Origin of the sequence: Streptomyces sp. NPDC020362 (assembly GCF_040642095.1) — a bacterium.
GTDB lineage: Bacteria > Actinomycetota > Actinomycetes > Streptomycetales > Streptomycetaceae > Streptomyces.
Map to the genome: position 1 here is coordinate 16,229 of NZ_JBFAET010000084.1, position 23,104 is coordinate 39,332.

Annotated in this window: 19 protein-coding genes and 1 pseudogene; 8 read left to right on the forward strand and 12 right to left on the reverse strand. The window is 71.3% G+C overall.

Translation table 11 applies throughout. The annotated features are described in order from the left end of the window. Positions 1 to 2: 2 nt before the first annotated feature. From AB0H32_RS26630 to AB0H32_RS26640, 3 genes are read right to left on the reverse strand one after another with little or no spacing between them, the layout of a single operon-like run. Complete coding sequence (locus tag AB0H32_RS26630; RefSeq protein ID WP_361125048.1) at positions 3 to 1,157, reverse strand: ABC transporter ATP-binding protein; 1,155 nt, start codon at positions 1,155 to 1,157, stop codon at positions 3 to 5. A gap of 8 nt (positions 1,158 to 1,165) precedes the next feature. After that, positions 1,166 to 2,413 (reverse strand): spermidine/putrescine ABC transporter substrate-binding protein, encoded by a 1,248-nt coding sequence (locus AB0H32_RS26635; RefSeq protein ID WP_361125050.1) that lies wholly within the window; start codon positions 2,411 to 2,413, stop codon positions 1,166 to 1,168. Positions 2,414 to 2,467: 54 nt separating this feature from the next. Next, positions 2,468 to 4,003 (reverse strand): gamma-aminobutyraldehyde dehydrogenase, encoded by a 1,536-nt coding sequence (locus tag AB0H32_RS26640; RefSeq protein ID WP_361125052.1) that lies wholly within the window; start codon positions 4,001 to 4,003, stop codon positions 2,468 to 2,470. Between the two features lie 209 nt (positions 4,004 to 4,212). Here AB0H32_RS26640 and AB0H32_RS26645 point away from each other — a divergent pair, with 209 nt between their 5' ends. Then, positions 4,213 to 4,770: an NADAR family protein gene (locus AB0H32_RS26645; protein WP_361125054.1), complete on the forward strand. Its 558-nt coding sequence runs from the start codon at positions 4,213 to 4,215 to the stop codon at positions 4,768 to 4,770. 58 nt (positions 4,771 to 4,828) lie between these two features. On the opposite strand, the gene AB0H32_RS26650 is transcribed toward AB0H32_RS26645, so the two are convergent. Next, positions 4,829 to 5,551, reverse strand: coding sequence for a DUF4190 domain-containing protein (locus AB0H32_RS26650; RefSeq protein WP_361125056.1), 723 nt, complete (start codon positions 5,549 to 5,551; stop codon positions 4,829 to 4,831). 219 nt (positions 5,552 to 5,770) lie between these two features. Here AB0H32_RS26650 and AB0H32_RS26655 point away from each other — a divergent pair. From AB0H32_RS26655 to AB0H32_RS26665, 3 genes and pseudogenes are all read left to right on the forward strand, one after another. After that, positions 5,771 to 6,845: pseudogene (locus tag AB0H32_RS26655) on the forward strand (adenosine deaminase). A gap of 43 nt (positions 6,846 to 6,888) precedes the next feature. Next, positions 6,889 to 7,578, forward strand: coding sequence for a glycerophosphodiester phosphodiesterase (locus AB0H32_RS26660; RefSeq protein WP_361125058.1), 690 nt, complete (start codon positions 6,889 to 6,891; stop codon positions 7,576 to 7,578). A gap of 217 nt (positions 7,579 to 7,795) precedes the next feature. Continuing rightward, complete coding sequence (locus tag AB0H32_RS26665; RefSeq protein ID WP_361125060.1) at positions 7,796 to 9,793, forward strand: glycosyltransferase family 2 protein; 1,998 nt, start codon at positions 7,796 to 7,798, stop codon at positions 9,791 to 9,793. Positions 9,794 to 9,839: 46 nt separating this feature from the next. Here the strand turns inward: AB0H32_RS26665 and AB0H32_RS26670 are convergent, their stop codons facing one another. Then, positions 9,840 to 10,358: a hypothetical protein gene (locus AB0H32_RS26670; RefSeq protein WP_361125062.1), complete on the reverse strand. Its 519-nt coding sequence runs from the start codon at positions 10,356 to 10,358 to the stop codon at positions 9,840 to 9,842. A 61-nt stretch (positions 10,359 to 10,419) separates the two neighbouring features. Continuing rightward, positions 10,420 to 16,263, reverse strand: a complete 5,844-nt coding sequence (locus tag AB0H32_RS26675) for a TIR domain-containing protein (protein WP_361125064.1) — start codon at positions 16,261 to 16,263, stop codon at positions 10,420 to 10,422. A 101-nt stretch (positions 16,264 to 16,364) separates the two neighbouring features. On the opposite strand from AB0H32_RS26675, the gene AB0H32_RS26680 reads away from it, so the two are divergent. The 3 genes from AB0H32_RS26680 (at position 16,365) to AB0H32_RS26690 (ending at position 19,304) form a co-directional block, all read left to right on the forward strand. After that, on the forward strand, positions 16,365 to 17,654 hold the full coding sequence (locus AB0H32_RS26680; protein WP_361125066.1) for an SLC13 family permease: 1,290 nt from the start codon (positions 16,365 to 16,367) through the stop codon (positions 17,652 to 17,654). 67 nt (positions 17,655 to 17,721) lie between these two features. Further along, positions 17,722 to 18,657, forward strand: a complete 936-nt coding sequence (locus AB0H32_RS26685; protein ID WP_361125068.1) for a helix-turn-helix domain-containing protein — start codon at positions 17,722 to 17,724, stop codon at positions 18,655 to 18,657. Positions 18,658 to 18,836: 179 nt separating this feature from the next. Next, positions 18,837 to 19,304, forward strand: coding sequence for a hypothetical protein (locus tag AB0H32_RS26690; RefSeq protein ID WP_361125070.1), 468 nt, complete (start codon positions 18,837 to 18,839; stop codon positions 19,302 to 19,304). 98 nt (positions 19,305 to 19,402) lie between these two features. Here the strand turns inward: AB0H32_RS26690 and AB0H32_RS26695 are convergent, their stop codons facing one another. Genes AB0H32_RS26695 through AB0H32_RS26705 form a run of 3 tightly spaced genes read right to left on the reverse strand, consistent with a single transcriptional unit; the run spans position 19,403 to position 20,285 of the window. Beyond that, positions 19,403 to 19,681: a DUF397 domain-containing protein gene (locus tag AB0H32_RS26695; protein WP_361125071.1), complete on the reverse strand. Its 279-nt coding sequence runs from the start codon at positions 19,679 to 19,681 to the stop codon at positions 19,403 to 19,405. Continuing rightward, positions 19,653 to 19,943 (reverse strand): Scr1 family TA system antitoxin-like transcriptional regulator, encoded by a 291-nt coding sequence (locus AB0H32_RS26700; protein ID WP_361125073.1) that lies wholly within the window; start codon positions 19,941 to 19,943, stop codon positions 19,653 to 19,655. Before AB0H32_RS26700 ends, AB0H32_RS26695 begins: the two co-directional genes overlap by 29 nt. 12 nt (positions 19,944 to 19,955) lie before the next feature. Then, complete coding sequence (locus AB0H32_RS26705; protein WP_361125083.1) at positions 19,956 to 20,285, reverse strand: Scr1 family TA system antitoxin-like transcriptional regulator; 330 nt, start codon at positions 20,283 to 20,285, stop codon at positions 19,956 to 19,958. Between the two features lie 97 nt (positions 20,286 to 20,382). Here AB0H32_RS26705 and AB0H32_RS26710 point away from each other — a divergent pair, with 97 nt between their 5' ends. Further along, positions 20,383 to 20,856, forward strand: coding sequence for a hypothetical protein (locus AB0H32_RS26710; RefSeq protein ID WP_361125075.1), 474 nt, complete (start codon positions 20,383 to 20,385; stop codon positions 20,854 to 20,856). 164 nt (positions 20,857 to 21,020) lie between these two features. Here AB0H32_RS26710 and AB0H32_RS26715 read toward each other — a convergent pair whose 3' ends face one another. From AB0H32_RS26715 to AB0H32_RS26725, 3 genes are all read right to left on the reverse strand, one after another. After that, positions 21,021 to 21,860 carry an IS5 family transposase gene (locus tag AB0H32_RS26715; RefSeq protein WP_361125077.1) on the reverse strand — a complete coding sequence of 280 codons (840 nt, stop codon included), beginning with the start codon at positions 21,858 to 21,860 and terminating at the stop codon, positions 21,021 to 21,023. Continuing rightward, positions 21,836 to 22,357 (reverse strand): Scr1 family TA system antitoxin-like transcriptional regulator, encoded by a 522-nt coding sequence (locus tag AB0H32_RS26720; RefSeq protein WP_361125079.1) that lies wholly within the window; start codon positions 22,355 to 22,357, stop codon positions 21,836 to 21,838. Before AB0H32_RS26720 ends, AB0H32_RS26715 begins: the two co-directional genes overlap by 25 nt. 153 nt (positions 22,358 to 22,510) lie before the next feature. Next, a partial coding sequence (locus AB0H32_RS26725) for an inositol monophosphatase family protein (protein ID WP_361125081.1) occupies positions 22,511 to 23,104 on the reverse strand: 594 nt, incomplete at its 5' end.

Here is a 23,104-nt window from a genome sequence, read left to right on the forward strand (position 1 = left end):
GTCTATGCGGCCTCTTCCTCGACGGTCTCCACGCCGGCGTCGATGTCCTGGGACGCGTCCAGGCCGAAGGTGTGGGCCGGGTTCCAGTGCAGGACGACCTCGGCGCCGGGGACGAGCCGGCCGTCGCGCTCGACGTTCTGGACGTACACCGACAGCTCGTCGCAGACGGGGCTGTCGATGACGTACTGCGTGGAGACGCCGATGAAGCTCGCGTCGGCGATCTCGCCGGTGAGGCGGTTGCGGCCCTCGGGGATGGTGCCGGCGTCGTCGGCGTGGGTGAGGGAGATCTTCTCGGGGCGGATGCCGACCAGCACCTTGCCGCCGGTCCTCGCCGGGGCGCTGCAGCGCGCCTCGGGCAGCACCAGCTTGCCGCCGCCCGCCTTGAGGACGATGTCGTCGCCGCTCTTGGAGTCGACCTCGGCCTCGATGAGGTTGGAGGTGCCGAGGAAGTTGGCGACGAAGGTGGTCTGCGGGTTCTCGTAGAGGTCGGTGGGCGAGCCGAGCTGCTCGACACGGCCCGCGTTCATCACGGCGACCGTGTCGGCCATGGTCATGGCCTCCTCCTGGTCGTGCGTGACGTGGACGAAGGTGATGCCGACCTCGGTCTGGATGCGCTTGAGCTCCAGCTGCATCTGGCGGCGCAGCTTGAGGTCGAGGGCGCCGAGCGGCTCGTCGAGGAGGAGCACCTTCGGGTGGTTGATCAGGGCGCGGGCCACCGCGACGCGCTGCTGCTGGCCGCCGGAGAGCTGGTGCGGCTTCTTGCGCGCCTGCTCGCCGAGCTGGACCAGCTCCAGCATGTCCTCGACCTGCTTCTTCACGCTCTTGATGCCGCGGCGGCGCAGGCCGAAGGCGACGTTCTCGTAGATGTCGAGGTGCGGGAAGAGGGCGTAGGACTGGAAGACCGTGTTGACCGGCCGCTTGTACGGGGGCAGGTGGGTGACGTCCTGGTCGCCGAGGTGCACGGTTCCGGAGGAAGGTTCCTCCAGACCGGCGATCATGCGCAGGGTGGTCGTCTTGCCGCAGCCGGAGGCGCCGAGCAGGGCGAAGAAGGAGCCCTGAGGCACGGTCAGGTCCAGGGGGTGTACGGCGGTGAAGGCGCCGTAGGTCTTGCCGATCCCGGTGAGGCGGACGTCGCCGCTGGTGTCTGTCGTCGTCATCGTCGTCGTCACGCCCCTGTGAGCTTGGAGAACTTCTGCTGGTAGGCCGTCTCTTCCTTCTGCGTCAGGGCGCGGAAGGCATGGGACCTGGCCTGCATGGCCTTGTCGGGAAGGATCAGCGGGTTGTTCGCCGCCGACTTGTCGATCTTGGCAAGGTAGGGTTTCACTCCCGCGACCGGACTCACGTAGTTGATGTAGGCGGCGAGTTCCGCGGCCGGCTCCAGCTCGTAGTAGTAGTCGATGAGCCGCTCGGCGTTCGTCTTGTGGCGCGCCTTGTTGGGGATCAGCATGTTGTCGGTCGAGGTCATGTAGCCGCTGTCCGGGATGACGTATCCGACGTCCGGGTTGTCGGCCTGGAGCTGCACGATGTCGCCGCCCCAGGCGACGCACGCGGCGAAGTCGCCCTTGGAGAGGTCGGACGTGTAGTCGTTGCCGGTGAAGCGGCGGATCTGGCCCCGGTCGACGGCCTTCTGGAGGCGGGCGATCACCGCGTCGTAGTCGTCGTCGGTGAACTTGGCCGGGTCCTTGCCCATGTCGAGCATGGTCATGCCGATGCTGTCGCGCATCTCGGTCAGGAAGCCGACGCGGCCCTTGAGCTTGGGGTTGTCCAGCAGGTCGGAGACCGACTTCACCTCGACGCCGTCGAGCGCCTTCTTGTTGTAGGCGATGACGGTCGAGATGCCCTGCCAGGGGTACGAGTAGGCGCGGCCCGGGTCCCAGTCGGGGTCCCGGAACTGGTCCGACAGGTTGGCGAAGGCGTGCGGCAGGTTGGACGCGTCCAGTTTCTGGACGTACCCCAGCCGGATCATGCGGGCGGCCAGCCAGTCGGTGAGCACGATGAGATCGCGGCCGGTGTCCTGGCCGGCGGCGAGTTCCGGCTGGATCTTGCCGAAGAACTCGTCGTTGTCGTTGATGTCCTCGGTGTACTTGACCTGGATGCCGGTCCGTTTGGCGAACGCGTCGAGCGTGGGATGGCGCTTGCCCTTGTCGTCCACGTCGATGTACTCGGGCCAGTTGGAGAAATTGACGGTCTTCTCCTTGGCCGAGTGGTCGTCGGCGGACACGCCGCCCTGCGCCTTGGTCGCCGCGGGGATCCCGCAGGCGCTCAGCGCCCCGAGTCCGCCGACCGTGAGCGCGCCGCCCGCGGAGGCGCGCAGCAGCGACCGGCGGGTCATGGCGGCCCGGCCGCTTCGCAGACTGCGCCGCATGGCGGCCATTTCGACCGGGTTCAGGCGGTCGGGCTCGTACTGCTCCATGCTCGTGGTGCCCTTTCGGGAGGATCGGCCTGGTCGGTGGCCGGGTCGTTGTTTCTAGCGGTCCCCGAAGACGGTGCGGTGCCAGTCCTTCCTGACCACCGCGGTGTTGTCGAACATTACGTGCTTGACCTGCGTGTACTCCTCGAATGAGTACGCCGACATGTCCTTGCCGAAGCCGGAGGCCTTGTAGCCGCCGTGCGGCATCTCGCTGATGATCGGGATGTGGTCGTTGATCCAGACGCAGCCCGCCTTGATCTCGCGGGTGGCGCGGTTGGCACGGTAGACGTTGCTGCTCCACGCCGAGGCTGCCAGGCCGTAGGGGGTGTCGTTGGCCAGCCGGATCCCCTCATCATCACTGTCGAACGGCAGTACGACCAGTACCGGGCCGAAGATCTCGGACTGGACGATCTCGCTGTCCTGGGCGGCGTCGGCGACGAGGGTGGGCCGGTAGTAGGCGCCGTCCTCGAGGTCTCCGTGCGGGGCCTCGCCGCCGGCCACGACGCGCGCGTAGGCACGCGCACGGTCCACGAAGCCCGCGACGCGGTCGCGCTGGACGTGTGAGATCAGCGGGCCGAGGTCGGTACCCGGAGCGAACGGGTCCCCGAGCCGCACGGTCTCCATCAGGGCGGCCGTCCGCTCCACGAAGGCCTCGTACAGCGGTCGCTGCACGTACGCGCGCGTGGCGGCCGTGCAGTCCTGACCGGTGTTGATGAGCGCGCCCGCGACCGCGCCGTTGACGGCGGCCTCCAGGTCGGCGTCGTCGAAGACGACGAAGGGGGCCTTGCCGCCCAGCTCCAGGTGGAGGCGCTTGACGGTGGCGGTGGCGATCTCCGCGACCCGCTTGCCGACGGCGGTGGACCCGGTGAAGGAGGTCATGGCCACGTCGGGGTGCCCGACGAGGCGCTCGCCGGCCTCCCTGCCGGTGCCGGTGACGATGTTGATCACACCGTCCGGGATGCCCGCGTCGGTGGCGGCCTGCGCGAACAGCAGCGAGGTCAGCGGGGTCAGCTCGGCGGGCTTGAGCACGATGGTGTTGCCCGCGGCGATCGCCGGGAGGATCTTCCAGGCCGCCATCTGCAGGGGGTAGTTCCAGGGGGCGATCGACCCGACCACCCCGATCGGCTCCCGGCGGACGTACGACGTGTGGTCGCCCGAGTACTCACCGGCGGACTGCCCCTGCAGATGCCGGGCGGCGCCCGCGAAGAAGGCGGTGTTGTCGATGGTGCCCGGCACGTCGAACTCGCGGGTCAGCTTCAGCGGCTTGCCGCACTGCAGCGACTCGGCACGTGCGAAGTCCTCGGCGCGCTCGGCGAGCACGGCGGCGAACCGGTGCAGGGCGTCGGAGCGCTCGCCCGGGGTGGCGGCGGCCCAGCCGGGGAAGGCCTCGCGCGCGGCGGCCACGGCCGCGTCGACGTCGTCGGGGCCGGCCAGCTCGTAGGTGTACACCTCCTCGCCGGTGGCGGGGTCGATCACCGCGTGGGTCCGGCCCGAGGTGCCCTTGGTCAGCCGGCCCGCGATGAACTGCGCGCCGTCCGCGAGTCGCTCCTGCGCGGGAAATCGTTCCGGGGTGACGGTGCCCGGGTTGTGCATGTCGCTCTCCTCCGCCGTTCGCCCCGTCCCGGGGGGTGGGTGGCGTAGCTCCAGCTCGATTTGAGTGCCGATCCTGACAGAGCAACCAGCCTCCAACAAGTGATTCCGTTGTTGCCTTTTGGTTACGCGACGGAATCTGTCGACCAGGTGTCGAGTCGGCACGGAAAAGGACGGACGGAGTGTCAGTGGTGCGTGCCACACTCGCGTGCATGGGGAAGATCGACGGGGTGGAAGCCCTGATCAGGGAAGTCGGGGCGGGGTCCCGGATCAGGTATCTGCACTTCTGGGGGCACCGGCCGCGCCCCGACGGCCGCATCGGCGCGAGCTGCCTGAGCCAGTGGTGGCCGTCACCGTTCGTGGTGGACGGTGTGCGGTACGCGACGGCCGAGCACTGGATGATGGCCGGCAAGGCGCGCCTGTTCGGGGATCCGGAGGCCGAGCGCCGGGCGCTGGCGGCGGAGCATCCCGCCGGGGCGAAGAAGGCGGGGCGGCTGGTCCGGGGCTTCGACGAGGCGGCATGGGAGCGTGAGCGCTTCCGGATCGTCGTCGAGGGCAGTGTCCACAAGTTCGCGTCGGACGACGGCCTGCGGGCGTTCCTGCTGGGCACGGGTGACCGGGTCCTGGTGGAGGCGAGCCCCGTGGACCGGGTGTGGGGCATCGGCCTCGCCGCGGACGACGAGGCGGCCGCGAACCCCGAGCGCTGGCGCGGGCCGAATCTGCTGGGCTTCGCGCTGATGGAGGCACGGGAGCGGCTGCGGCACATATGACAGCGGCCCGCCCGCTCGCACCACGGGGGCGAGCGGGCGGGCCGCGCGGGCCGGGGGGTCAGCCCCGTGTCAGCACGGGTGCGGAGATGCCGGGGGCGGAGTTGTAGGACGGATCGGGGTCCGTGTCGTGGTTCTTGCTGTCCTTGACGGCGATGACGATGACGACGGCGAAGAAGGTGATGATGGCGACGCCGAGGACGATCCCGATGATGCCCGTGATGAAGCCCGCCTGGGCCTGACCGTGGTTGGTGGCCTCGCCGCGCTCGGCGCGCTTCTTGCCCTTGACGCCGAGGACCACGGCTATGACGCCGAGCACGAGAGAGGGCACACCGTAGAGGCAGAACAGGCAGATGGAGAGGATGCCGAGCACCATCGCCGCGGTGCCCATGCCGTTCTGCGGGGCCATCGGCATACCGGGCCAGCCGTACCCCTGCGGGTAGGCGGGGTAGCCGTACCCGCCCGGCGCCGCCGGGCCTGGTGCGCCGACGGCGGAGGGCGCGACCGGCGGGGGCGGCACGGCGGACTCGCTCCAGCCCTGGCTCGGGGCCGCGGCGGGCGGGCCGAAGCCGGGGGCGGCGAAACCGCTGCCGGGCAGCGACGTCATGGTGGCCTGGTCGTGCACGGTCGGCGGGGACACCGCGGGCTGCTGGTCCTGCACAGGAGGCTGCTGCCCGGGCGCCGGCTGCTGCGCGCCCTTGTCCAGCGACAGCTTGCTCTCGGGCGGCGCCCACGGGTCGAAGCCCGCTCCCTCGCCCGCGCCCGGCTGCGTCCGGTCCGTCACGTCCCATCCCCCTCGGTCGATCGTCAGGTCATGGTAAAGCAGGGCCCCAGCCGCTCCGCGGGCCGAGTCCGTCGTGGACGCCGGCGGGGCCTGTCCCACCATCCGCGGCTCCACCGCACCGGGCCCGGCCCGGTCCGCGGCCCCACCGCCACCGCACCGGGTCCCGCCTAGGATGATCCCGAATCACCGATCAGCCGATCACCCGCGCCCGCACCACGGATCTCGCTCCGCGGGCGCCGCTTAAGGGGAGGAACCCTTGACCGACCGCGATCTGCACAGCTTCATCGCCGGACTGCCCAAGGCCGAGCTGCACGTCCATCACGTGGGCTCCGCCTCTCCGCGCATCGTCTCGGAGCTGGCCGCCCGCCACCCCGACTCCAAGGTCCCCTCCGACCCCGAGGCGCTGGTCGACTACTTCACGTTCACGGACTTCGCGCACTTCATCGACGTGTACCTGTCCGTCGTGGACCTCATCCGCACGCCGGAGGACGTACGGCTGCTGACCTACGAGGTGGCCCGTGACCTGGCCCGGCAGCAGGTGCGGTACGCCGAGCTGACGATCACCCCGTTCTCCTCGACCCGGCGCGGCATCGACGAGCTGGGCTTCATGGCCGCGATCGAGGACGCGCGCAAGGCGGCCGAGGCGGAGTTCGGGACCGTGCTTCGCTGGTGCTTCGACATCCCGGGCGAGGCCGGCCTGGAGGCCGCGGAGGAGACCACCCGCCTCGCCACCGACGACCGGATCCGCCCGGAGGGCCTGGTGTCGTTCGGGCTCGGCGGGCCCGAGATCGGCGTACCCCGGCCGCAGTTCAAGCCCCACTTCGACCGGGCCATCGCCGCCGGTCTGCGCTCCGTCCCGCACGCCGGGGAGACCACCGGCCCGCAGACGGTGTGGGACGCGCTGACCGAGCTGCGCGCCGAGCGCATCGGGCACGGCACCAGCTCGGCGCAGGACCCCGAGCTGCTCGCCCACCTCGCCGAGCACCGCATCCCGCTGGAGGTCTGCCCGACCTCCAACATCGCCACCCGCGCGGTCCGCACCCTCGACGAGCACCCGATCAAGGAGTTCACCGCGGCGGGCGTGCTGGTCACGATCAACTCCGACGACCCGCCGATGTTCGGCACCGACCTCAACACCGAGTACGCGGTGGCCGCCCGCCTCCTCGACCTGGACGAGCGGGGCGTGGCCGGCCTCGCCCGCAACGCCGTCGAGGCGTCCTTCATGGACACGGCGGACAAGACCCGGATCGCGCAGGAGATCGACACGTACACCACCTCATGGCTCGCCTCCTGATCCCTGCGCCATGACCACGGCCGGCATGGTCACAATGGGGGCCATGCAGACCGTGACCGCCGTGGCCCACCGCGGCGACCCCTACCGCTTCCGTGAGAACACCGTCGACTCCCTGCGTTCCGCGCTCGGCCGGGGCGCGGACGCGGTGGAGTTCGACGTCCGGCTCACCCGCGACGGCGTCCCCGTGCTCCTGCACGACGAGACGCTGAAGCGGCTGTGGGAACACGACCGTCCGCTGCGCTCGCTGTCGGCCGACGAGGTGCGCGGGCTCACAGCGGGCCGAGTGCCCACCCTGGACGAGGCCCTGACCGCGACCGACGGCAGCCGCGTGATGGTGGACCTGTGCGGCCGGGTCGACCGCCGGACCGTGCGGAAGGTCATGGACGTCGTACGGCAGGCCGGTGCCGGGGACCGCGTCTACTACTGTGCGCACGCCGAGGCCATGCTCGCCGTCCGCGCCGAGGATCCGTCCGCCGAGATCGCCCTGACCTGGACCACCCTGGCCCCGCCCCGGCCCGCGCTGCTGGAGGTGGTGCGCCCCCGCTGGCTCAACTACCGCTTCTCCCTGGTCGACCGGGACCTGGCGGCGCGCGTCCACCACGCCGGCTACCTGCTGTCCGTCTGGACCCCGGACACCCGCCGCTCCCTGCGCCGCCTCCTCGACCTGGGCGTCGACTCCATCACCACGAACCGCATCGACACCCTGCACACGCTCCGGTCCATGCCCGACTGACCGTCGGGCCCGGGACCAGGGGCTGAGACCGGGGCCCGGGACCAGGGCCCGATCCTGGCCGGAACTGGCGCTTCACCCGGCTCCCACATCTGCGGCACCGAAAGTGAATGGTAGGTTCACAGAAACAGACAAGGTTCCCGCGCGCAGAGAGCCTCCACAGGAGATACCGGAACACTCCATGGAGTGGGGCCGACCGGTATTTTTGGAGCGCACAGACATGCCCGGCCCCACCGTCTCGGTGATCATCGCGGCCTACAACGCGATGCCCTATCTGACCCGCTGCATCGCCTCGGTCGCCGAGCAGACCATCGGCCGCGACCGGCTCGAGGTCATCGTCGTCGACGACGGTTCCACCGACGGCACAGCGGCCGAACTGGAGCGCCTGGAAGGCCTGTACCCGGGGCTGCTGCACGTCTTCCACCAGGCCAACTCCGGCGGCCCGTCCGCACCGCGCAACGCCGGGCTCGCACACGCCACGGGCACGTTCGTGTTCTTCCTGGACGCCGACGACCACCTCGGCCCCGAGGCTCTTGAGCGCATGGTCGCCATGGCCGAGGAGAACGGCACCGACGTCGTACTGGGCAAGATGGTGGGCGTCGGCGGACGCGGCGCGCCCACGTCGATGTTCAAGCGCAACCAGCCACGCACGGACGTCTTCTCCTCCCGCGTGTACTGGACGCTCAACCCCATGAAGCTGTTCCGCCGGGAACTGCTGGAGCGTCACCGGCTGCGGTTCCCGACGGATCTGGCCATCGGCGAGGACCAGCTCTTCGTCGGCGCGGCCTATCTGCACGCCTCCGGCATCTCCGTGGTCGCCGACTACGACTGCCTGTACTGGGTGCTGCGCGAGGACGAGGGCAACATCACCCGGCGGCTGACCGGATCCGAACGCCGGCTGCGGTTCCTGCCGCGCATGGTCGACCTGATCCTGGACACCGTGCCGCCCAGCCCCGGTCGCGACCATCTGGCCCACCGGCACCTGACCGTGGAGGTCCAACAGCTCCTCGCCGACCAGCTCGTCCACGAGCCCCGTGAGGTCCAGGAGAAGATGCTGAGCCAACTGGCCGACGCGATCGAGCCGTTGTGGCACGAGGGGATGAACGACCGGCTCTCCGCGATGGCCCGGCTGCGGCTGCACCTGGTCCGCAACCGCATGCTCGACGAGCTGCTGGACGTCGTCGCGTTCGAGAAGGAGACCGGCCGGACCAAGGCGGCCACTGCCCTGCTCATCGACCGGGGCCGCGCGCTCGCCCGCTACCCCTACCTCCGCGATCCGGCCCGTGCCGTCCCCGACTCCTGCTACGACGTCACCGCCCAGCTCGGCACCCGGCACCACGTCACCCGGGCGGAGCTGCGGGGCACCGTGCTGCACCTGGCCGGCCATGCCTACCTCCACCGCGTGGAGACCCAGGACGTCAGCACCGGTCTCGTCCTGCGGGAACGGGACAGCGCCGTCGAGTACCGCCTGCCGGTGACCCACACCGCCACACCCGGCCTCGGGGCGAAGGAGGACCAGGGCCGGTTCGCCTACGACCGGGCCGGGTTCGAGGCCGTCGTCGACATCGCCACCGCCGCCGACGGCGAGCCGCTCGGCGACGGGCTGTGGGACATCTCCCTCGCCGTCGGCGCCCAGGGGCTGTCCAAGGAGGTCCGGATCGGCAGCAAGCGGTCCGCCGACGTCTGCGCCGAGGCCCGTACGCGGGTCGTCGCCACCGGCGACGCGTTGCGGGCCGTCACCCTCTACACCACCACACCGCACGGCAACTTCACCCTCGACCTCGGCGAGGCCAAGCACCGCGTGGCGCCGCACATCAGCCTCGGCGACGACGTCCGCTGGGCCCCCGACGCACCCACCGAGCTGGAGTTCACCGGCCGCTGCACGCTCACCGAGTACCCCGAGGGGGAGCTGAGGGCCGTCCTGACCAGCGATCGGGGCGACATCGTCGGCTGTCCGGCCCGCCCTGCGCCGGGCGGGGACGGCCGCTTCGTGGTGCGCGTGCCGGTCACCGGACTCAGGGCCGGCCTGTGGAGCGGCCAGCTGCGGCTCGGATCCTGGCAGTGGCCCCTGCCGCCCGTCCCCGCGGCCCTTCCCGCCGCGAAGTGGCGCCGCCGCGCACTGCCCTGGTACGCGAAGCCGGCCCGCCACGAGGGAACCCCCGCCCTGCGCGTCGCCAGGACCCAGCTCGTCAAGGCACTCACCCGGCGCCTGAGCTGACCACCGAACCGCCGAAGGCCGCGCAGGGGCGCGGCCTTCGCACTCCTCAAGCGGCGGGAGAAGGAGCCGGAGAACCGAGGGCCTCCAGCCGCTTGATCCTCTGCCGTACGACGTACAGCGGGATGATCCCGAACACGCCGAACGACATGTCGATCACGCTCCACCAGAAGGGGATCCCTCGCACCGGTCCGCAGATCAGCGCGAGCGGGACGATGCCGGCGCAGGCGATCATCCCGAACTCGACGACCCAGATGTTGCGGACCGGGTCGCGGTAGGGCCCGTAGAAGGCGACCGCGATGACGAGGTGGGCGAACGCCAGCCAGTCCGTGCCGTACAGCACGAAGGGGTACTCGGCGTCGACCGCGTCGAGCCCCTGCCGCACCCGCGAGATCCAGTCCATCAGCCCCGGCAGGTACTGCGGCACGGACAGGGACCGCAGCACGTCCTCGGTCCAGTGCAGTTCGTGCACCAGCGGGAAGGCGGTGGCGCCGCTGAGCACCAGGCACACGACGAAGAAGACCAGCCAGGCGCGAATGCCCTTGAGCAGGGCGGCTCTGTCGCTCATGGCAGGAGCCTACGCCTGGAATTGAACATGTTCAAAACTCTTGCCGGTCCCCTTTCCCGCCTCACTCCAGCGGCTCGTCCAGCGGCACCTGCCGCACGCCGGGCAGATGTCCGTCCAACTCGCCGGGCTCGAAGCGGCACATGCCGACCGCGTGCCAGAACTCGCCGGTGACGTCGCCCTCGTACTTGTAGCCGCCGGAGGGCGACAGGGCGGCCCAGCCTCCGGGCATGCCGACGAGGGTGGCGCACAGGGCGGGCGGACCGTCCGCGGGAATGTGCCACAGGCGGACCGTGCCGTCCTCGCCCGCGGAGGCGAGCCGGGAGCCGTCGGGGCTGAAGGCGACAGCCAGCACACGGCCCGTGTGGCCGGTGAGCACGGCGGTCCCGGCACCGGTCCGCGCGTCCCACAGGCGGACGGTCCGGTCGTCGCCGGCGGTCGCCAGCAGATGCCGCCGCGGATGCGCCGCCGCCGTCCACAGCTTGCCGGTGTGACCGGTCAGGCGGTGGTCGATCTCCCCGTCCTTCCAGATCACCGCCGTGCCGTCCCAGGAGGCGCTGGCCAGCCAGGAGCCGTCGGGGGCGAACGCCACGGCGTAGACCCGGTCCCGGTGTCCGTCCAGGACGCCGGTGATCCGGCGCTCGGCCATGTCCCAGATCCGCACCTTGCGGTCGTCGCACCCGGTGGCCAGGACGGCACCGTCACCGCGGAAGGCGATCGCTCGGACCCGCCCGAAGTGCTCGGTGATGGTGACCACGTGGGCCCCGGTCACCCGGTACCACAGACGGACCGTGTCGTCGTCGTTGGCGGTGGCCAGCAGTTCGCCGTCGGCGCTGAACGCCTCGGCCCACACATGGTCCGTCTCGACGTCCAGTTCCCGCTGGTACTCACCGGTGGCGGCGTTCCACAGGTAGATGTCGCCGTCGCTGCTCGCGGTGGCCAGCAGCGGGCCTGCGGGACCGAACGCCGCCGACACCAGACGGTCGCTCTGCCCGGTCAGTTCCCGCATCCGCCGGCCGGAGGCGGAGTGCCACACGCGGACGACACCGTCGTTGCCGCCGGCCGCCAGCATCGAGCCGTCGGCGCTGAAGGACAGGGTCCCGATACGGCGCCCGTGGCCGCGCAGGATGCGCTTGCCCTGGCCGGTGGACGGATCCCACAGGCGGACGACACCGTCGTTGCCGCCGGTCACCAGCAGCGGGCCGGCGCCCGGGGCGGGCGTGTCGCCGTGCGGCCGGAACTTGCACACCCACACCGAGCCGCGGTGCTCGGCGGGCTGCCGGTTCAGTGGTACGGCGACGGGGTCGGACTCCGGGTCGATCCGCCACAGCCGGACCACTCCGGCGCTGTCCCCCGCGGCGAGCTGTGTCCCGTCGGGGTCGAACAGCACCTGGTAGACGGCGCCGCGGCAGCCGCCGAGGAGCCCGGCGCTGCGCCCGGCGGCCAGGTCCCACAGCCGCACCTCGCCGTCGGTGTCGCCGCTGACCAGGAACCGTCCGCCGGGGTGGAAGTCCAGCGTGTAGACGCGCCCGGAGTGGCCGGTGAACTCGTGGCGCTGGGTCCCGGTGGCGAGGTCCCACACCCGGACGGTGCCGCCCAGCCGCTCGTCACCGTGGTCGCCGGTGACCAGCAGGGTGCCGTCCGGGCTGAACCGTGCCCGGTACACGGCGCCGCGGTGGCCCGGCAGTTCGCCCGTCTGCGCTCCGGTGGCAAGGTCCCACAGGCGTACGACGCTGGAGGCGTCCCCGGTGACCAGCGTGGTGCTGTCCGGCGCGAACGCCACCGTGTAGACGGGCGCGATGTGTCCGGGCAGCCGGTGCAGTGGCGTGCCGGTGGCCGGGTCCCACACGGTGATCACGCCGTCGGCGTCGCCGGTGGCCAGCAGGGAGCCGTCGGCGTCGAGAGCGACCGGCCAGACCCCGCCGGGGTGGATGTCCAGCCGGTGCAGGCAGCGGCCGGAGACCGGGTCCCACAGCCGTACGGTGCCGTCGGAGCTGCCGGTGGCCAGCACCCGTTCACGGAACTTGACCGCGTAGACCCGGCCGGTGTGGCCCTCCAGGGTGCGCAGCGCGAGCCCGGTGGCGGCCTCGCAGAGCAGTACACCGCCGTCCTCGCTGCCCACGGCGAGCAGTTCGCCGTCGGGGCTGTACGAGATGGGCTCCGGCAGCCGGGTGCGGCTGCTGAAGCCGTAGGGGACTCCCACCGCGGAGGGCCGGAAGCCGGAGTCGACGGCCATGCCGGGGGCGACGGCCGCGGTGGCCAGCTCGGGGGTCTGTGCCAGGGGCCCGGTGGTCGCCGAGATGACGGCCGCCTGCCGCCACCGGCCACCGTCGACCCGGGCGCCGGTCAGATCGGTGCGGATCAGCCGGGCCCGGCGCAGATCGGCGCCACGCAGGTCGGCGCCGGTCAGATCGGCGCCGTCGAGCCGGGCTCCGGTCAGCCGGGCGTGCCGCAGGACGGCCCCGGAGAGGTTGGCGCCGACCAGCCGGGCGTCGGTGAGGTCGGCCCGGGTGAGGTCGACGCCCGAGAAGTCGCGGTGCGAGAGGTCCTCACCGGCCAGGGAGGCGCCGCGCAGATCGGTGTGGGCGGGCACGCGCAGCCGGCTGAGGATCTTCACGGCGTTGGCGCGGCCGGCCTCGGTCCCCTCGGGTTCGTCACCGGCCCCGCCGCCGAGCTGCCGCTCGGCCCAGCTCTGGCACAGCCGGTGGTCGGCGAGGTCGCACAGGAACTCGACGGCCAGCTGGCTGAGTTGGCGTCGCGCCGGCAGCGTGTCGTCCCCGGCGGTCAGCCGCTGGGCGCACTCGCGGGCGACGAGCCACTCCACGACCGAGCCGTGGATGAACCGGAACATGCCCTCGTCGCTGCGCACCAGCAGGCTGCCGGAGCCGATGGCGTGCGCGGTCTGCGGCACCGACAGCCGGGTGCCCGCGAGACCCGCCAGGGTCTCGGCGACATCGGTCAGTTCGTCCAGGCGCAGCGAGTCCTGGCCGCTCTCCCACAGCCTGAGGGCGAGCGCGGTGACCGCGTGCCACAGCTGGTCCAGGCTGAGTCCGGGGGCCCGGCCGGGGGCGGCGCCGGCGCGCTGCTCCTCGAAGCCCAGCCAGGCGGTGAGCACCTCCTGGTAGAGGCCGGCGGGGCTGAGCGCGCGGCCGGCACCGGCGACCGCGCGCAGCTGGTCGTCGTCCAGGTCGGCGACGAAGCCGAGCAGCCGGGGGTTGCGGCACAGGGCGAGCAGGTCGGGGATGGCGTCGAGGAGCTGCAGCCGGCGGTCGGCGGCCTGGGCGTCGCCGTAGCGGTTGACCAGGTAGGCGCGGATCTGCTGCGGGGTGAACTCCTGGACGGCCAGCACCCGGCGGTGCGGGAGCAGCCCGACGCGCTCGCCGAGCGCGGTCAGCACCTGGCCCTGCGAGCGGAAGTGCTGGGTGCGGCTGCTGACCAGGATCTTGGCGCTGTCCACGGCGGAGTCGAGCAGCACCTGGAGGCGTTCGGCGGCGCGGTCGTACGTCACCTGGTTGACGAGTTCGTCGAAGCCGTCGAAGAGGAGCACGATCCGGCCCTGCTGGAGCATGTAGCGGAAGGCGCGCAGGTCGATGTTGTCGACGCCGTGGGCGGCGAGGTGGGCGGCGACCAGCCCCTCGAAGGAGTAGGCCCGGTCCAGGGCGTGCAGTTCCACCAACAGGGGTACGAGGTGCGGCAGTTCGGCGGGGATGCGACGGGCCAGCTCGCGCAGCGCGAAGGTCTTGCCGTGCCCGAAGTCGCCGAGGAGCAGCAGGAAGCGGCCCTGGTCGGAGTCGAGCAGCCGGAGCATCTCGTCGACGAGCCCGTCGTGGTCCTCGGCGTCGAGGCGTTCCACCTCCCGGTACCGCTGGGGCAGGTACATGCCCGGTGGATAGCGCGGGTCGGTGCGCAGCCGCTCGCTCTGCGCGGCCACGTAGGCGCGCAGGTCGAGCAGGCCCTGGAACTCGGTGAAGCTGCGCACCCTGACGCCCCTGCGGCGGGCCGCGTCGCGCAGCTCGCCCACGGGAGGCCGGCCGTCGTGGACGAGTTCGGCCTCGGTCTCGGAGTCGTCGGCGTGCACGAGGGCCACGAACCGTTCGATGTCCTGCGCGGTCGGGGTGCCGGTGTGGACCGCCACCCGCTGCTGCCGCACGAAGCCCGACTGGCTCCAGGTGACGAGGAGTTGCGGCACGGGGCCGTCCACCTGGCGGATCTGGGCGCCCTCGTGGCGGGTGCGGCAGACCTCGGCGACCCGGGCGAGCAGTATCTCGGCCGGGGTCTGCAGGGCGCGCAGCTCCGGCTCGGGGCGCAGGGAGCCGTCCGGCCGCGGGGTGTCCGCCGTGGCGCCCGCCGGTCCGTCGGTGTCCTCGGGCCCGAAGGCCCGGTGGGCCCGCCGCCACTGGACCGGGCGGCGCCGCGGCTCTCCCGGGCCCTGCCAGGTCGCGAGGCCCTCGCGGGTGACGCGGAGCAGCTGGTGCCGGCCCGGCGCGAGGCCGCCGATCACCGGAACCTCGCCGGAGGGGGTGGTCAGGGCGGACTGGGCGCCCGGGTCGGTGGGGCCGTGCAGCAGCAGGTGCAGCCGGGGCGCGGTCAGCCGGGTGAGCACATCGGTGTCCCGCAGCGGCCCGGCGCCGTCCGGGGAGGCGGCGGTGCGGCGGACCGCGGGCGGCCGGGCCGCGCCGGGCGCGTGGCGCAGCACGCCGATGCGCAGCCATCCCTCGGTCTCGTGCGGGCGCAGCGCCTGCGCGAACCAGGCGGCCTGCTCGGGTCCGACCAGGCCGTACTGGTCGTCGCGGCGGTGGCTGTAGGCCATCGAGGAGTTCAGTCCCGCGACCACGGTGTGCAGTTCGGGCACGGGGAAGAGGGTCCAGGGCTGGTCGCTGTCGAAGACCACGTCGAGGCCCTGGTACAGCTCCTGGAAGAGTCCGGCGAAGTGCCGCCACTTGGGCCAGTACGGCGGCCGCGGCGGCATCTCGTCGGCCTCGCAGGTGCTGAAGTAGGCCTGGCAGGCGGCCTGGTTGACGTCCTGGCCGCCCGGCACGAGCGCCACCCGGTGCGGTTCGAGGCCCAGCAGGGCGCGCAGTCCGGTGAGGAAGGACAGGGCCTGCTCGAACTCCCGGCGGCTGCCGCTCGCGGTCAGGTCGCCGGTGACGACCAGCAGATCGGGCGAAGGTGCTCCGGCGTCGGTGAGTTCCACCAGATCGCCCCAGATCGCCGCCTGCAGCTCGGCGGGGTCCTGCCCCCGTCCGAAGGCGGGCCCGGCCAGATGGAGCAGGGTGACCGCCTCTCGGCCGCGGGTCTCGCCCGTCGTCCGCGGATACGACGGCGGGGCGGCGGGGCGGCGCCGCCCGGCCCAGCCGGACCGGCCGAGCGGCCGCCCGGAGGGCGGCAGGGACGGCACGGTCGGCGCCGACGGTGCGGGGTGGCCGTTGCCGCCCGGGTAGTCGGGGCGCAGGGCGGGCCGGGCGCGGCCGTCGAGGGCCTGCCGGACGCGGGTGAGCAGCAGGTCGCGGGCGGCCGACGGGTCGGTGACCGGCACCAGGTCGACATAGGTGATGGTGGCCAGGAGCCCCTCCACCGGGATGTCCTCGACCCGCACGGTGAGCAGTCTTCGCTCCGGCGCGTCCGGGTCCGCCCGCAGGGCCGCCTGCCACTCCATGCGGCCGTACCGGGAGCGCTCGTAGTTGCGCGAGAGGACGGCGATGACGGCGGCGGACTCGCTGACGCCGCGGTCCATGAAGTCGACGAAGTTCGTTCCCGGCACGAAGTCCCAGGCCTGGAGCACCGTGCGGTAGCCGGCCTCCTCCAGGGTCCAGGCGATCCAGGACGCCCAGCGTTCGTCGGCCGGCGAGTAACTGATGAAGAAATCCAATGGCCCGGTGTCCCCCGGGGTGATCTGACGAGCCACCATGTATCCATGATGCCGTGAGTACCGAGCGCAATACCGGCCGTTTCCAGGCGTTCGACGGCCCTCTGGTCACAGCGGGGCACAGATGTGCGAGGCTTCCAGGCGTGCGTGTCTTTCTCCGTCTGCATGTCCTCGACCGAGTGGCGATCGGCCTGCTGGCGGTCGGCCTGCTGTGCGTGGCCACGGGCCTGCTGCCCACCGGTTCGGCGTCCGACGCGATGACCCGCATCGCCCCGCTGCTGGCATTCCTGGGCACGGTCATCGTGCTGGCAGAACTGACCAGCAGGGCCGAGGTGTTCGACGTCCTCGCGGCCCGCGTGGCCCGGGCGGGCCGGGGCAGCTACCCGCTGCTGTTCCTGCTCTGCGTGGCCTTCGCGTCCGTCACGACCATCGCCCTGAACCTGGACACCACCGCCGTCCTGCTGACCCCGGTGATGCTGGCGCTCGCCTCCCGCGTGGGCATCGCACCGGTGCCGCTGGCGATGACCACGGTGTGGCTGGCCAACACGGCGAGCCTGCTCCTGCCGGTCTCCAACCTGACGAACCTGCTGGCCGCGAACCGGGTCGCGCTGTCACCGCTGGGGCTGGCGGGACGGATGTGGGCGCCGCAGCTCGCCGCTGTCGCCGTGACCATGGCTTGTTTGTGGCTGTTCTTCTGGCGTCGGGGCAGGCGTGGGACTGCAGTTGCCGGTTCGGACGCGCACAGGCCCGAGCCGGTGGCCGAACCGGCTTCCGGCCCCGGCGCGGCCCGCGCCGCCGACGTACGCGCTGACGCCGCCGACCGCTACCGGCCCCCGGCGGTGCACCGCCCCGCCGATCCGGTCCTCTTCCGTGCCTGCGCGTTCGCCTGCGGCGGCTTCCTGCTGGCCATCCTGGTGGCCGACGTACCGCTGTGGATGGCGTCCGCGACGGCGGCGGCCGTGGCCGTTGCGGCCTTCGCGGTACGGCACCGGTCCGCACTCCGGCCGTCCCTCGTCCCCTGGCGGCTGCTCGTGATGGTGCCGGGGATGTTCCTGGTGGTCGAGACGGTCAACGCACACGGGCTGCACGACCTGCTCGCGTCCGCGGTCGGCCACGACGGCGGCGTCCTCGGCATGTTCCGCGCGGCAGCGGTCGGCGGCGGCCTGTCCAACACCCTCAACAACCTCCCCGTGTACCTCGCCGGGGAGGCCGCCGTCCCGGTCGCCAACCACGACCAGCTCCTCGCCCTGCTGGTCGGCACCAACGCGGGCCCGGTGATCACGCCGTGGGCCTCCCTGGCGACGCTGCTCTGGTACGAGCGCTGCCACGCCTACGGGGTGCGCGTGCCGGTGGCACGCCTGGTGGGAACGGGCGCGGTCCTGGCGACGGCGGCGGTGGTGACGTCGGTGACGGCGCTGGCGCTGACGCGCTAGCGAGCGTCCGAAGAGTCGGTGTGTGCCTCGGTCGGGCGAGATGGTGTTCCGGAGTGACGATGTGCCCGTGCCGGACCGGTTCGGCTACTGGGCCGAGCTGTTGGGCCGCACCCATGCCCCCATGGAGCTGCGCAGCGACCACGCCGACGCCTTCCGGGCCTCCCAGCGCGTGCTGGACTTCGGTGCCATCACCGTGTGGTCCGCCAAGTTCCAGCCGCTGGTCTTCCGGCGCACGCCGAAGCTGATCCGCCAGTCCGACCCCGAGACGTACCACCTGTCGTTCGTCGTACGCGGGACCGGGGCGGGCGTGTGGAGGCACCGGGAAACCCAGTACAAGCCGTACGACCTGTTCATCAACTCCTCCTCCCTGCCGAACGACGTCCACAGCAGCGGGGACCCGGTCACTACGGTGGCGCTGGAGGTCCCCAAGGCCCTGCTGCCGCTGCCGCGCGACATGGCCGGCCGGATCGTCGGGGCGCCGGTGTCGGGCCGGGAGGGGATGGGCGCCCTGCTCGCGGGGTTCCTCACCCAGCTGACCACGGACACCGCTGCGTACCAGCCTGCCGACCGGCCCCGGCTGGGCACGGTGCTGGTCGACCTGGTCGCCGCACTCTTCGCCCACCTGATCGAGGCCGACGACAGCCTCCCCCCGGAGACCCACCGACGAGCCCTCGCCCTGCGCATCCAGGCGTTCATCCGGGAGCACCTGCACGACCCGTGCCTCACCCCGGCCACGGTCGCCGCCGCGCACCACATCTCCACCAGCTATCTGCACCGCCTCTTCCGGGACGAGGACGCCACGGTCGCCGCGTGGATCCGCCGCCTGCGACTGGAGGCGGCCCGCCGCGACCTCACCGACCCGGCGCTGCACGCCACCCCCATCCACGCCATCGCCACCCGCTGGGGATTCCCCCGCGCGACCGACTTCAGCCGCGCCTACCGCGCGGCCTACGGCACCACCCCCAGGGACCACCGGCACCAGGCCCTCCGGCGGTACGGGTGAACTCAGTGCCAACTCGGTTGTGCACTCTGCGCTCACGACGTACCGGCGGCATCCCGGCATCCTGAAAGGACGTTCACCGACCGGGTCGCAGGCCGCCCCGGTCCGGTCGTTCGGCCGACCGCAAGAGCGTTTCGTCGCGCTACCGCGAACTCACCACCTGATACGGGGGACAACCAGCTGTGGCAACCATCCTCACGCGTACTGCCGCTGCGGCAGGCGCCGCAATCGTCACCGCCGCCATCTTCGCCGCACCCGCCGCCGCCGACTCCAACAGGCCGCTTGCCCCCAAGGCTGCGGCCGGGGTTCCCGACGTCACCTTCATATCGCGCCCCGATTCGTCCGGTGACGGCACCATCTGGGCCAAGGACCGCCACGGAAACTTCGTCGGCGAAGCCCACTGGCAGTCCGACCCTGCTGACGGCGGCCTGTACACCAAGGGCGACACCCTCTACGTCTCCGACTTCACGGCCGACGGCCTCGGGGCGCGTGGCGAGGCGTCCATAGGCATCAAGATCAGCACCAGCGGATCGGGCCAACGTGTCCAGCGGACCAAGGACGTCGCCGAGGGCACCAAGCTCTACATCAACCTGTGCATGACCAACTCGTCGGGCGCCGTGTGCTCGGCCGGCCTGACCGTGTACGCCTGATGCACTGCGGTGGGCGTTCCGCACTTCCGTGCCGCCCACCATCGTCCTGCGGTCCCGACGTGAAGTTCGAGGCGTTCCAGATCTGATCGGGCAGAGCCCTAACCGCAGATCTTCACGGCACCGATGAACGCCGACCAGGCGGGTGCCGTGAAGAGCACGGCGGGGCCGGTGGGGTTCTTGCTGTCGCGGACGGGGATGTGGGTGGGGGCGGCGGCGTCGGTCACTTCGAGGCAGTCGCCGCCGCTCTCACCGCTGTACGTCGACTTGCGCCAGGCGGTGACTTCGAGGCAGTTGCCGCCACTCTCACCGCTGTAACTGGACTTGCGCCAGCCGGCCAGTACCGATGCGTCAGGAATGCTGTTCTTGCTGCGCCTCATGCTCGTAATCCTCCGCGACCGACCTGAGCAACGCCAGAGACTTACGGTGCGACAACGCGTCACCCAGCGCGTGATCGTAGACATCTTCAAACTCGCGTACCGTGCCCTGGAGTTCCCAGACCCTGCCTGACTTCAGACCCTCCGTGTATGCGACAGGCGGGAGCTCCTCGAACCACATGAGCTTGACCGGACCTTCCAAAAGAGCGTGAGCCCCCACAGTGAAGGGCAGCACGTGCAGGCGGACGCGTCGACAATCGCTCAATTCAAGGATGTGTCACAGTTGTTCGCACATCACCTGGGGTCCGCCGATCACCTGGCGCAGGACCGCCTCGCTGAGCAGGAGCGTGACCCTGGGGGAATCGAAGTCGTCCATGATGCGGGCACGTTCTAGGAGCTCGTAACACGATCTTGGTCGTGTCGTCGAGGCATCGCGTTCGTCGGATCCATGCTTGGCCGCTCTGGCGAGCTGCCAAGCTGCGGACTGGCCCTGGAGGCCAGCGCTCTCTGGCGGCCTGATTGTCTCTTGGCGATGCAGCTCGGGCTTCCGATACGTTCTGTGGCATGAGTGGCAGCTTCGACGTAGCGCCTCCTCTCGGACCTTCAGGAGTCGTCAGCGGGTTTTCCCCATTCTTCAGGCGTAGGCGGTGGTGTTCGGGGATCCTGTTGAGGTACCTCTGAAAACCACTGTAAGGAGACCCCCAGTGCGCCGCCCGACCCGGAAAGCCTTCGCCGCCCTCGTCGCCGCAGCCGGCCTCGCCCTCCCCCTCCTCACCCCCACACCCGCCTCGGCTGCCACCGCCACCAGCCGCTTCGCGAACTACCGCTACGGTGACTGCCTGCGCGAGACCTCCGAAACCGGCCTCAAGGGCGACCGCTGCACCACCGGACGCGGCAGCCTCCTGTGGCAGTGGAACGGCCGCCTCAACACCAGCACCACTCTTAAGAACAACTTCTGGGGCCGCTGCCTCGACAGCAATGACCGGGGCGACGTCTACCCCCTGCGCTGTAACGGCGGCTCATACCAGAAGTGGCGCACCGTCCAGCCCGCCGCCCGCAGCGCCATCATGCTCCAGAGCGTCGGCACGGGCCGCTGCCTCTACCAGCAGGACAACGGCTACTACCGCACTGCCCGCTGCGACCGAGGCGCCCAGAACCAGCGCTTCACCATCGGCTGAACGGATCTCCCGACCGCTTCAAGATGGTTCTCTGCCCCGGGCAAGCTGCTGCGCGAAGATGGCCTGGGCGTCCACAGTTGGCTTCACGTCCGGGGCCGGACCCGCGCCGATTTGGATGCGATCTGCGCCGCCGTTCCTGGGCGGTGGTCCCTGGATATACCGAGTCACTCAGCTCCGAGCCGCTGCCCTTCTGATCTGTTGCGGACCTTCTTGAGGCGTGTCCAGCAGATGAGGCCGCAGGCGAGGGAGACGAGAGCGTCGTGCAGGTCGAGGCGCCATTCCCAGCGGACAGCCAGGCGCTTGAAGTGGTGCAGGAGCGAGAAGGTCTGCTCGACGACGTAGCGGAGCTTGCCCAGGCCCTTGATGTTGGGGGCGCCCTTGCGGGAGATCACCGGCAGGATCCGGCGCTTGCGCAGCTCGCGCCGGTTGGGGTTGCTGTCGTAGCCCTTGTCGCCCAGAAGCGCGTCGGGGCGCCTACGCGGCCGGCCGGGCTTTCCGGCCACGAGCGGGATGCCGTCGACCAGCGCCAGGGTCTGAGTGACGTCGTTGACGTTGGCCGCGGTGGTGATGACCTTGAACGGGGTGCCCTTCCCGTCGCAGATCAGATGGTGTTTACTGCCCGTCTTCCCGCGGTCGACCGGTGACGGGCCGGTCGCCTCGCCCCCTTTTTTCGCGCGGATGTGGGAGGCATCCACGCAGGCCCGGGTCCAGTCCAGGGCGTCGGCCGCGTGCAACTCGGCGAGCAGGATGCCGTGCAGCGTCTCGAAGACGCCGACTTCATGCCACCGACCTAGCCGGCGCCAGCACGTCTGTCCGGAGCCGAACCCCAGCTCCAGCGGCAGCAGTTGCCAACTGACGTCGTTGTAGAGCACGTACAGGATGCCCTGCAGGCACCGCCGGTCATCCACCGGCCTCGGGCCGGGAGCCTTCCGCGGCCACGGCGGCAGCAACGGCTCGATCAGCTCCCACAGTTCATCCTCTACGATCCACGGCCGATTCCCCACACCTCACGAACGGCGGAATCGTCGTACCGGTCACGCCCGACCAGCACCCATCCACAAGATCGTGTTACGAGTTCTAGGCGGGTGGCGAGGAGGCTGTCACGTTTCTCGTCGCTCTTGGCCGGGTGTCCGGAGCCCAGCACCTCACGCGCGTACGCCGCTGTTTGGAGGAATCCCGGTACCAGAACATTCGCGAACTCCTTGATGGCGACTGCCTGCCGCTCCAGCTCCGCAGCCTCTGCGAAGTGCTCCGCAACCTTCCTGCCATCCAGCGCCGGCAGGAACCGCTCAAAGAACCCGCCCGTGTCCAGCACTTGATCGAGCCGCCGCGCATCCTCCACATCCGGCCGTCGGCGCCCCGCCTCGATATGGGCGATGTGCGTGCGGGACATCACGACACGCTGGCTCAACTCCTCCTGTGTGAGCCCCGCCGCCTCCCGCCGCCGCTTGAGCTCCTGCCCGTACTGCTCCCGCGAGCGCGGATTGTCCTCGATGGCCACGTACTCAACTCCCCCAGGTGCGCACTCCGTTGTCACGCTCTGTCATCTTCCGAAGGTACCCAACTCCACATCACTCTGTGCATGCATCACCACGGAAAGTGAAAGGCGTTGGCATGCAGCAGGACGAGGAAGAGGTCGCCGTCGGTGCGTACCTCACGTTGAGGGTGTCCCGGGACGGGGGCCGGACCTGGGGACCGAGGGTGACGTACCGTCCGCCGAAGGACGCCGCGCCGATGGACCTGTCGGGGCGGTTTCCGCCGTGTACGTGCCCTCGGTGCCGGGAGAGGACGCGGACGTAGCGACGAGGTCCAGCAGATGCGGCAGCACGTCCGGGCGCCCCGCGACGAAGGAGCGCCCCGTGTCCGGACCGCTGAAGCCGCCGCCGAACTCCGCGCCGTCCAGGTGCCGTACGGCCATCCCGGCCTCGCGGGCGAGCAGCGCACCGGCGGGCAGGTCGATGGCCTCCGCGCGGTAGCCGACGAAGCCGTCGATGTCGCCGCGGGCGAGCATGGCCCAGGCGACCAGGGGCGCCCACAGCTGGAGCAGCCGCCGGGAGCGGAGTTCCAGGGTGTGTCTCAGTGTGCAGGCGGCGGGATCGTCGCGGCGGACGGCGTGGCCCTGGGTCCAGGCGAGCAGCGGTCCGGCCGCGGGAAGCGGCCGGCCGTGGGCGGGGGCGGCGAGCCGGCCGCCCGGCCCGTGCGCGCCGCCCCCGCGCCGGGCGGACCAGGTGCGGCCCGTCATCGGGTC

What these genes read in the sequence shown, in the direction of transcription:
- AB0H32_RS26630 (WP_361125048.1), bottom strand. Translation starts at nt 1,157, where the DNA reads ATGACGACGACAGACACCAGCGGCGACGTCCGCCTCACCGGGATCGGC.
- AB0H32_RS26635 (WP_361125050.1), bottom strand. Translation starts at nt 2,413, where the DNA reads ATGGAGCAGTACGAGCCCGACCGCCTGAACCCGGTCGAAATGGCCGCC.
- AB0H32_RS26640 (WP_361125052.1), bottom strand. Translation starts at nt 4,003, where the DNA reads ATGCACAACCCGGGCACCGTCACCCCGGAACGATTTCCCGCGCAGGAG.
- AB0H32_RS26645 (WP_361125054.1), top strand. Translation starts at nt 4,213, where the DNA reads ATGGGGAAGATCGACGGGGTGGAAGCCCTGATCAGGGAAGTCGGGGCG.
- AB0H32_RS26660 (WP_361125058.1), top strand. Translation starts at nt 6,889, where the DNA reads ATGCAGACCGTGACCGCCGTGGCCCACCGCGGCGACCCCTACCGCTTC.
- AB0H32_RS26665 (WP_361125060.1), top strand. Translation starts at nt 7,796, where the DNA reads ATGCCCGGCCCCACCGTCTCGGTGATCATCGCGGCCTACAACGCGATG.
- AB0H32_RS26670 (WP_361125062.1), bottom strand. Translation starts at nt 10,358, where the DNA reads ATGAGCGACAGAGCCGCCCTGCTCAAGGGCATTCGCGCCTGGCTGGTC.
- AB0H32_RS26675 (WP_361125064.1), bottom strand. Translation starts at nt 16,263, where the DNA reads ATGGTGGCTCGTCAGATCACCCCGGGGGACACCGGGCCATTGGATTTC.
- AB0H32_RS26695 (WP_361125071.1), bottom strand. Translation starts at nt 19,681, where the DNA reads ATGAGGCGCAGCAAGAACAGCATTCCTGACGCATCGGTACTGGCCGGC.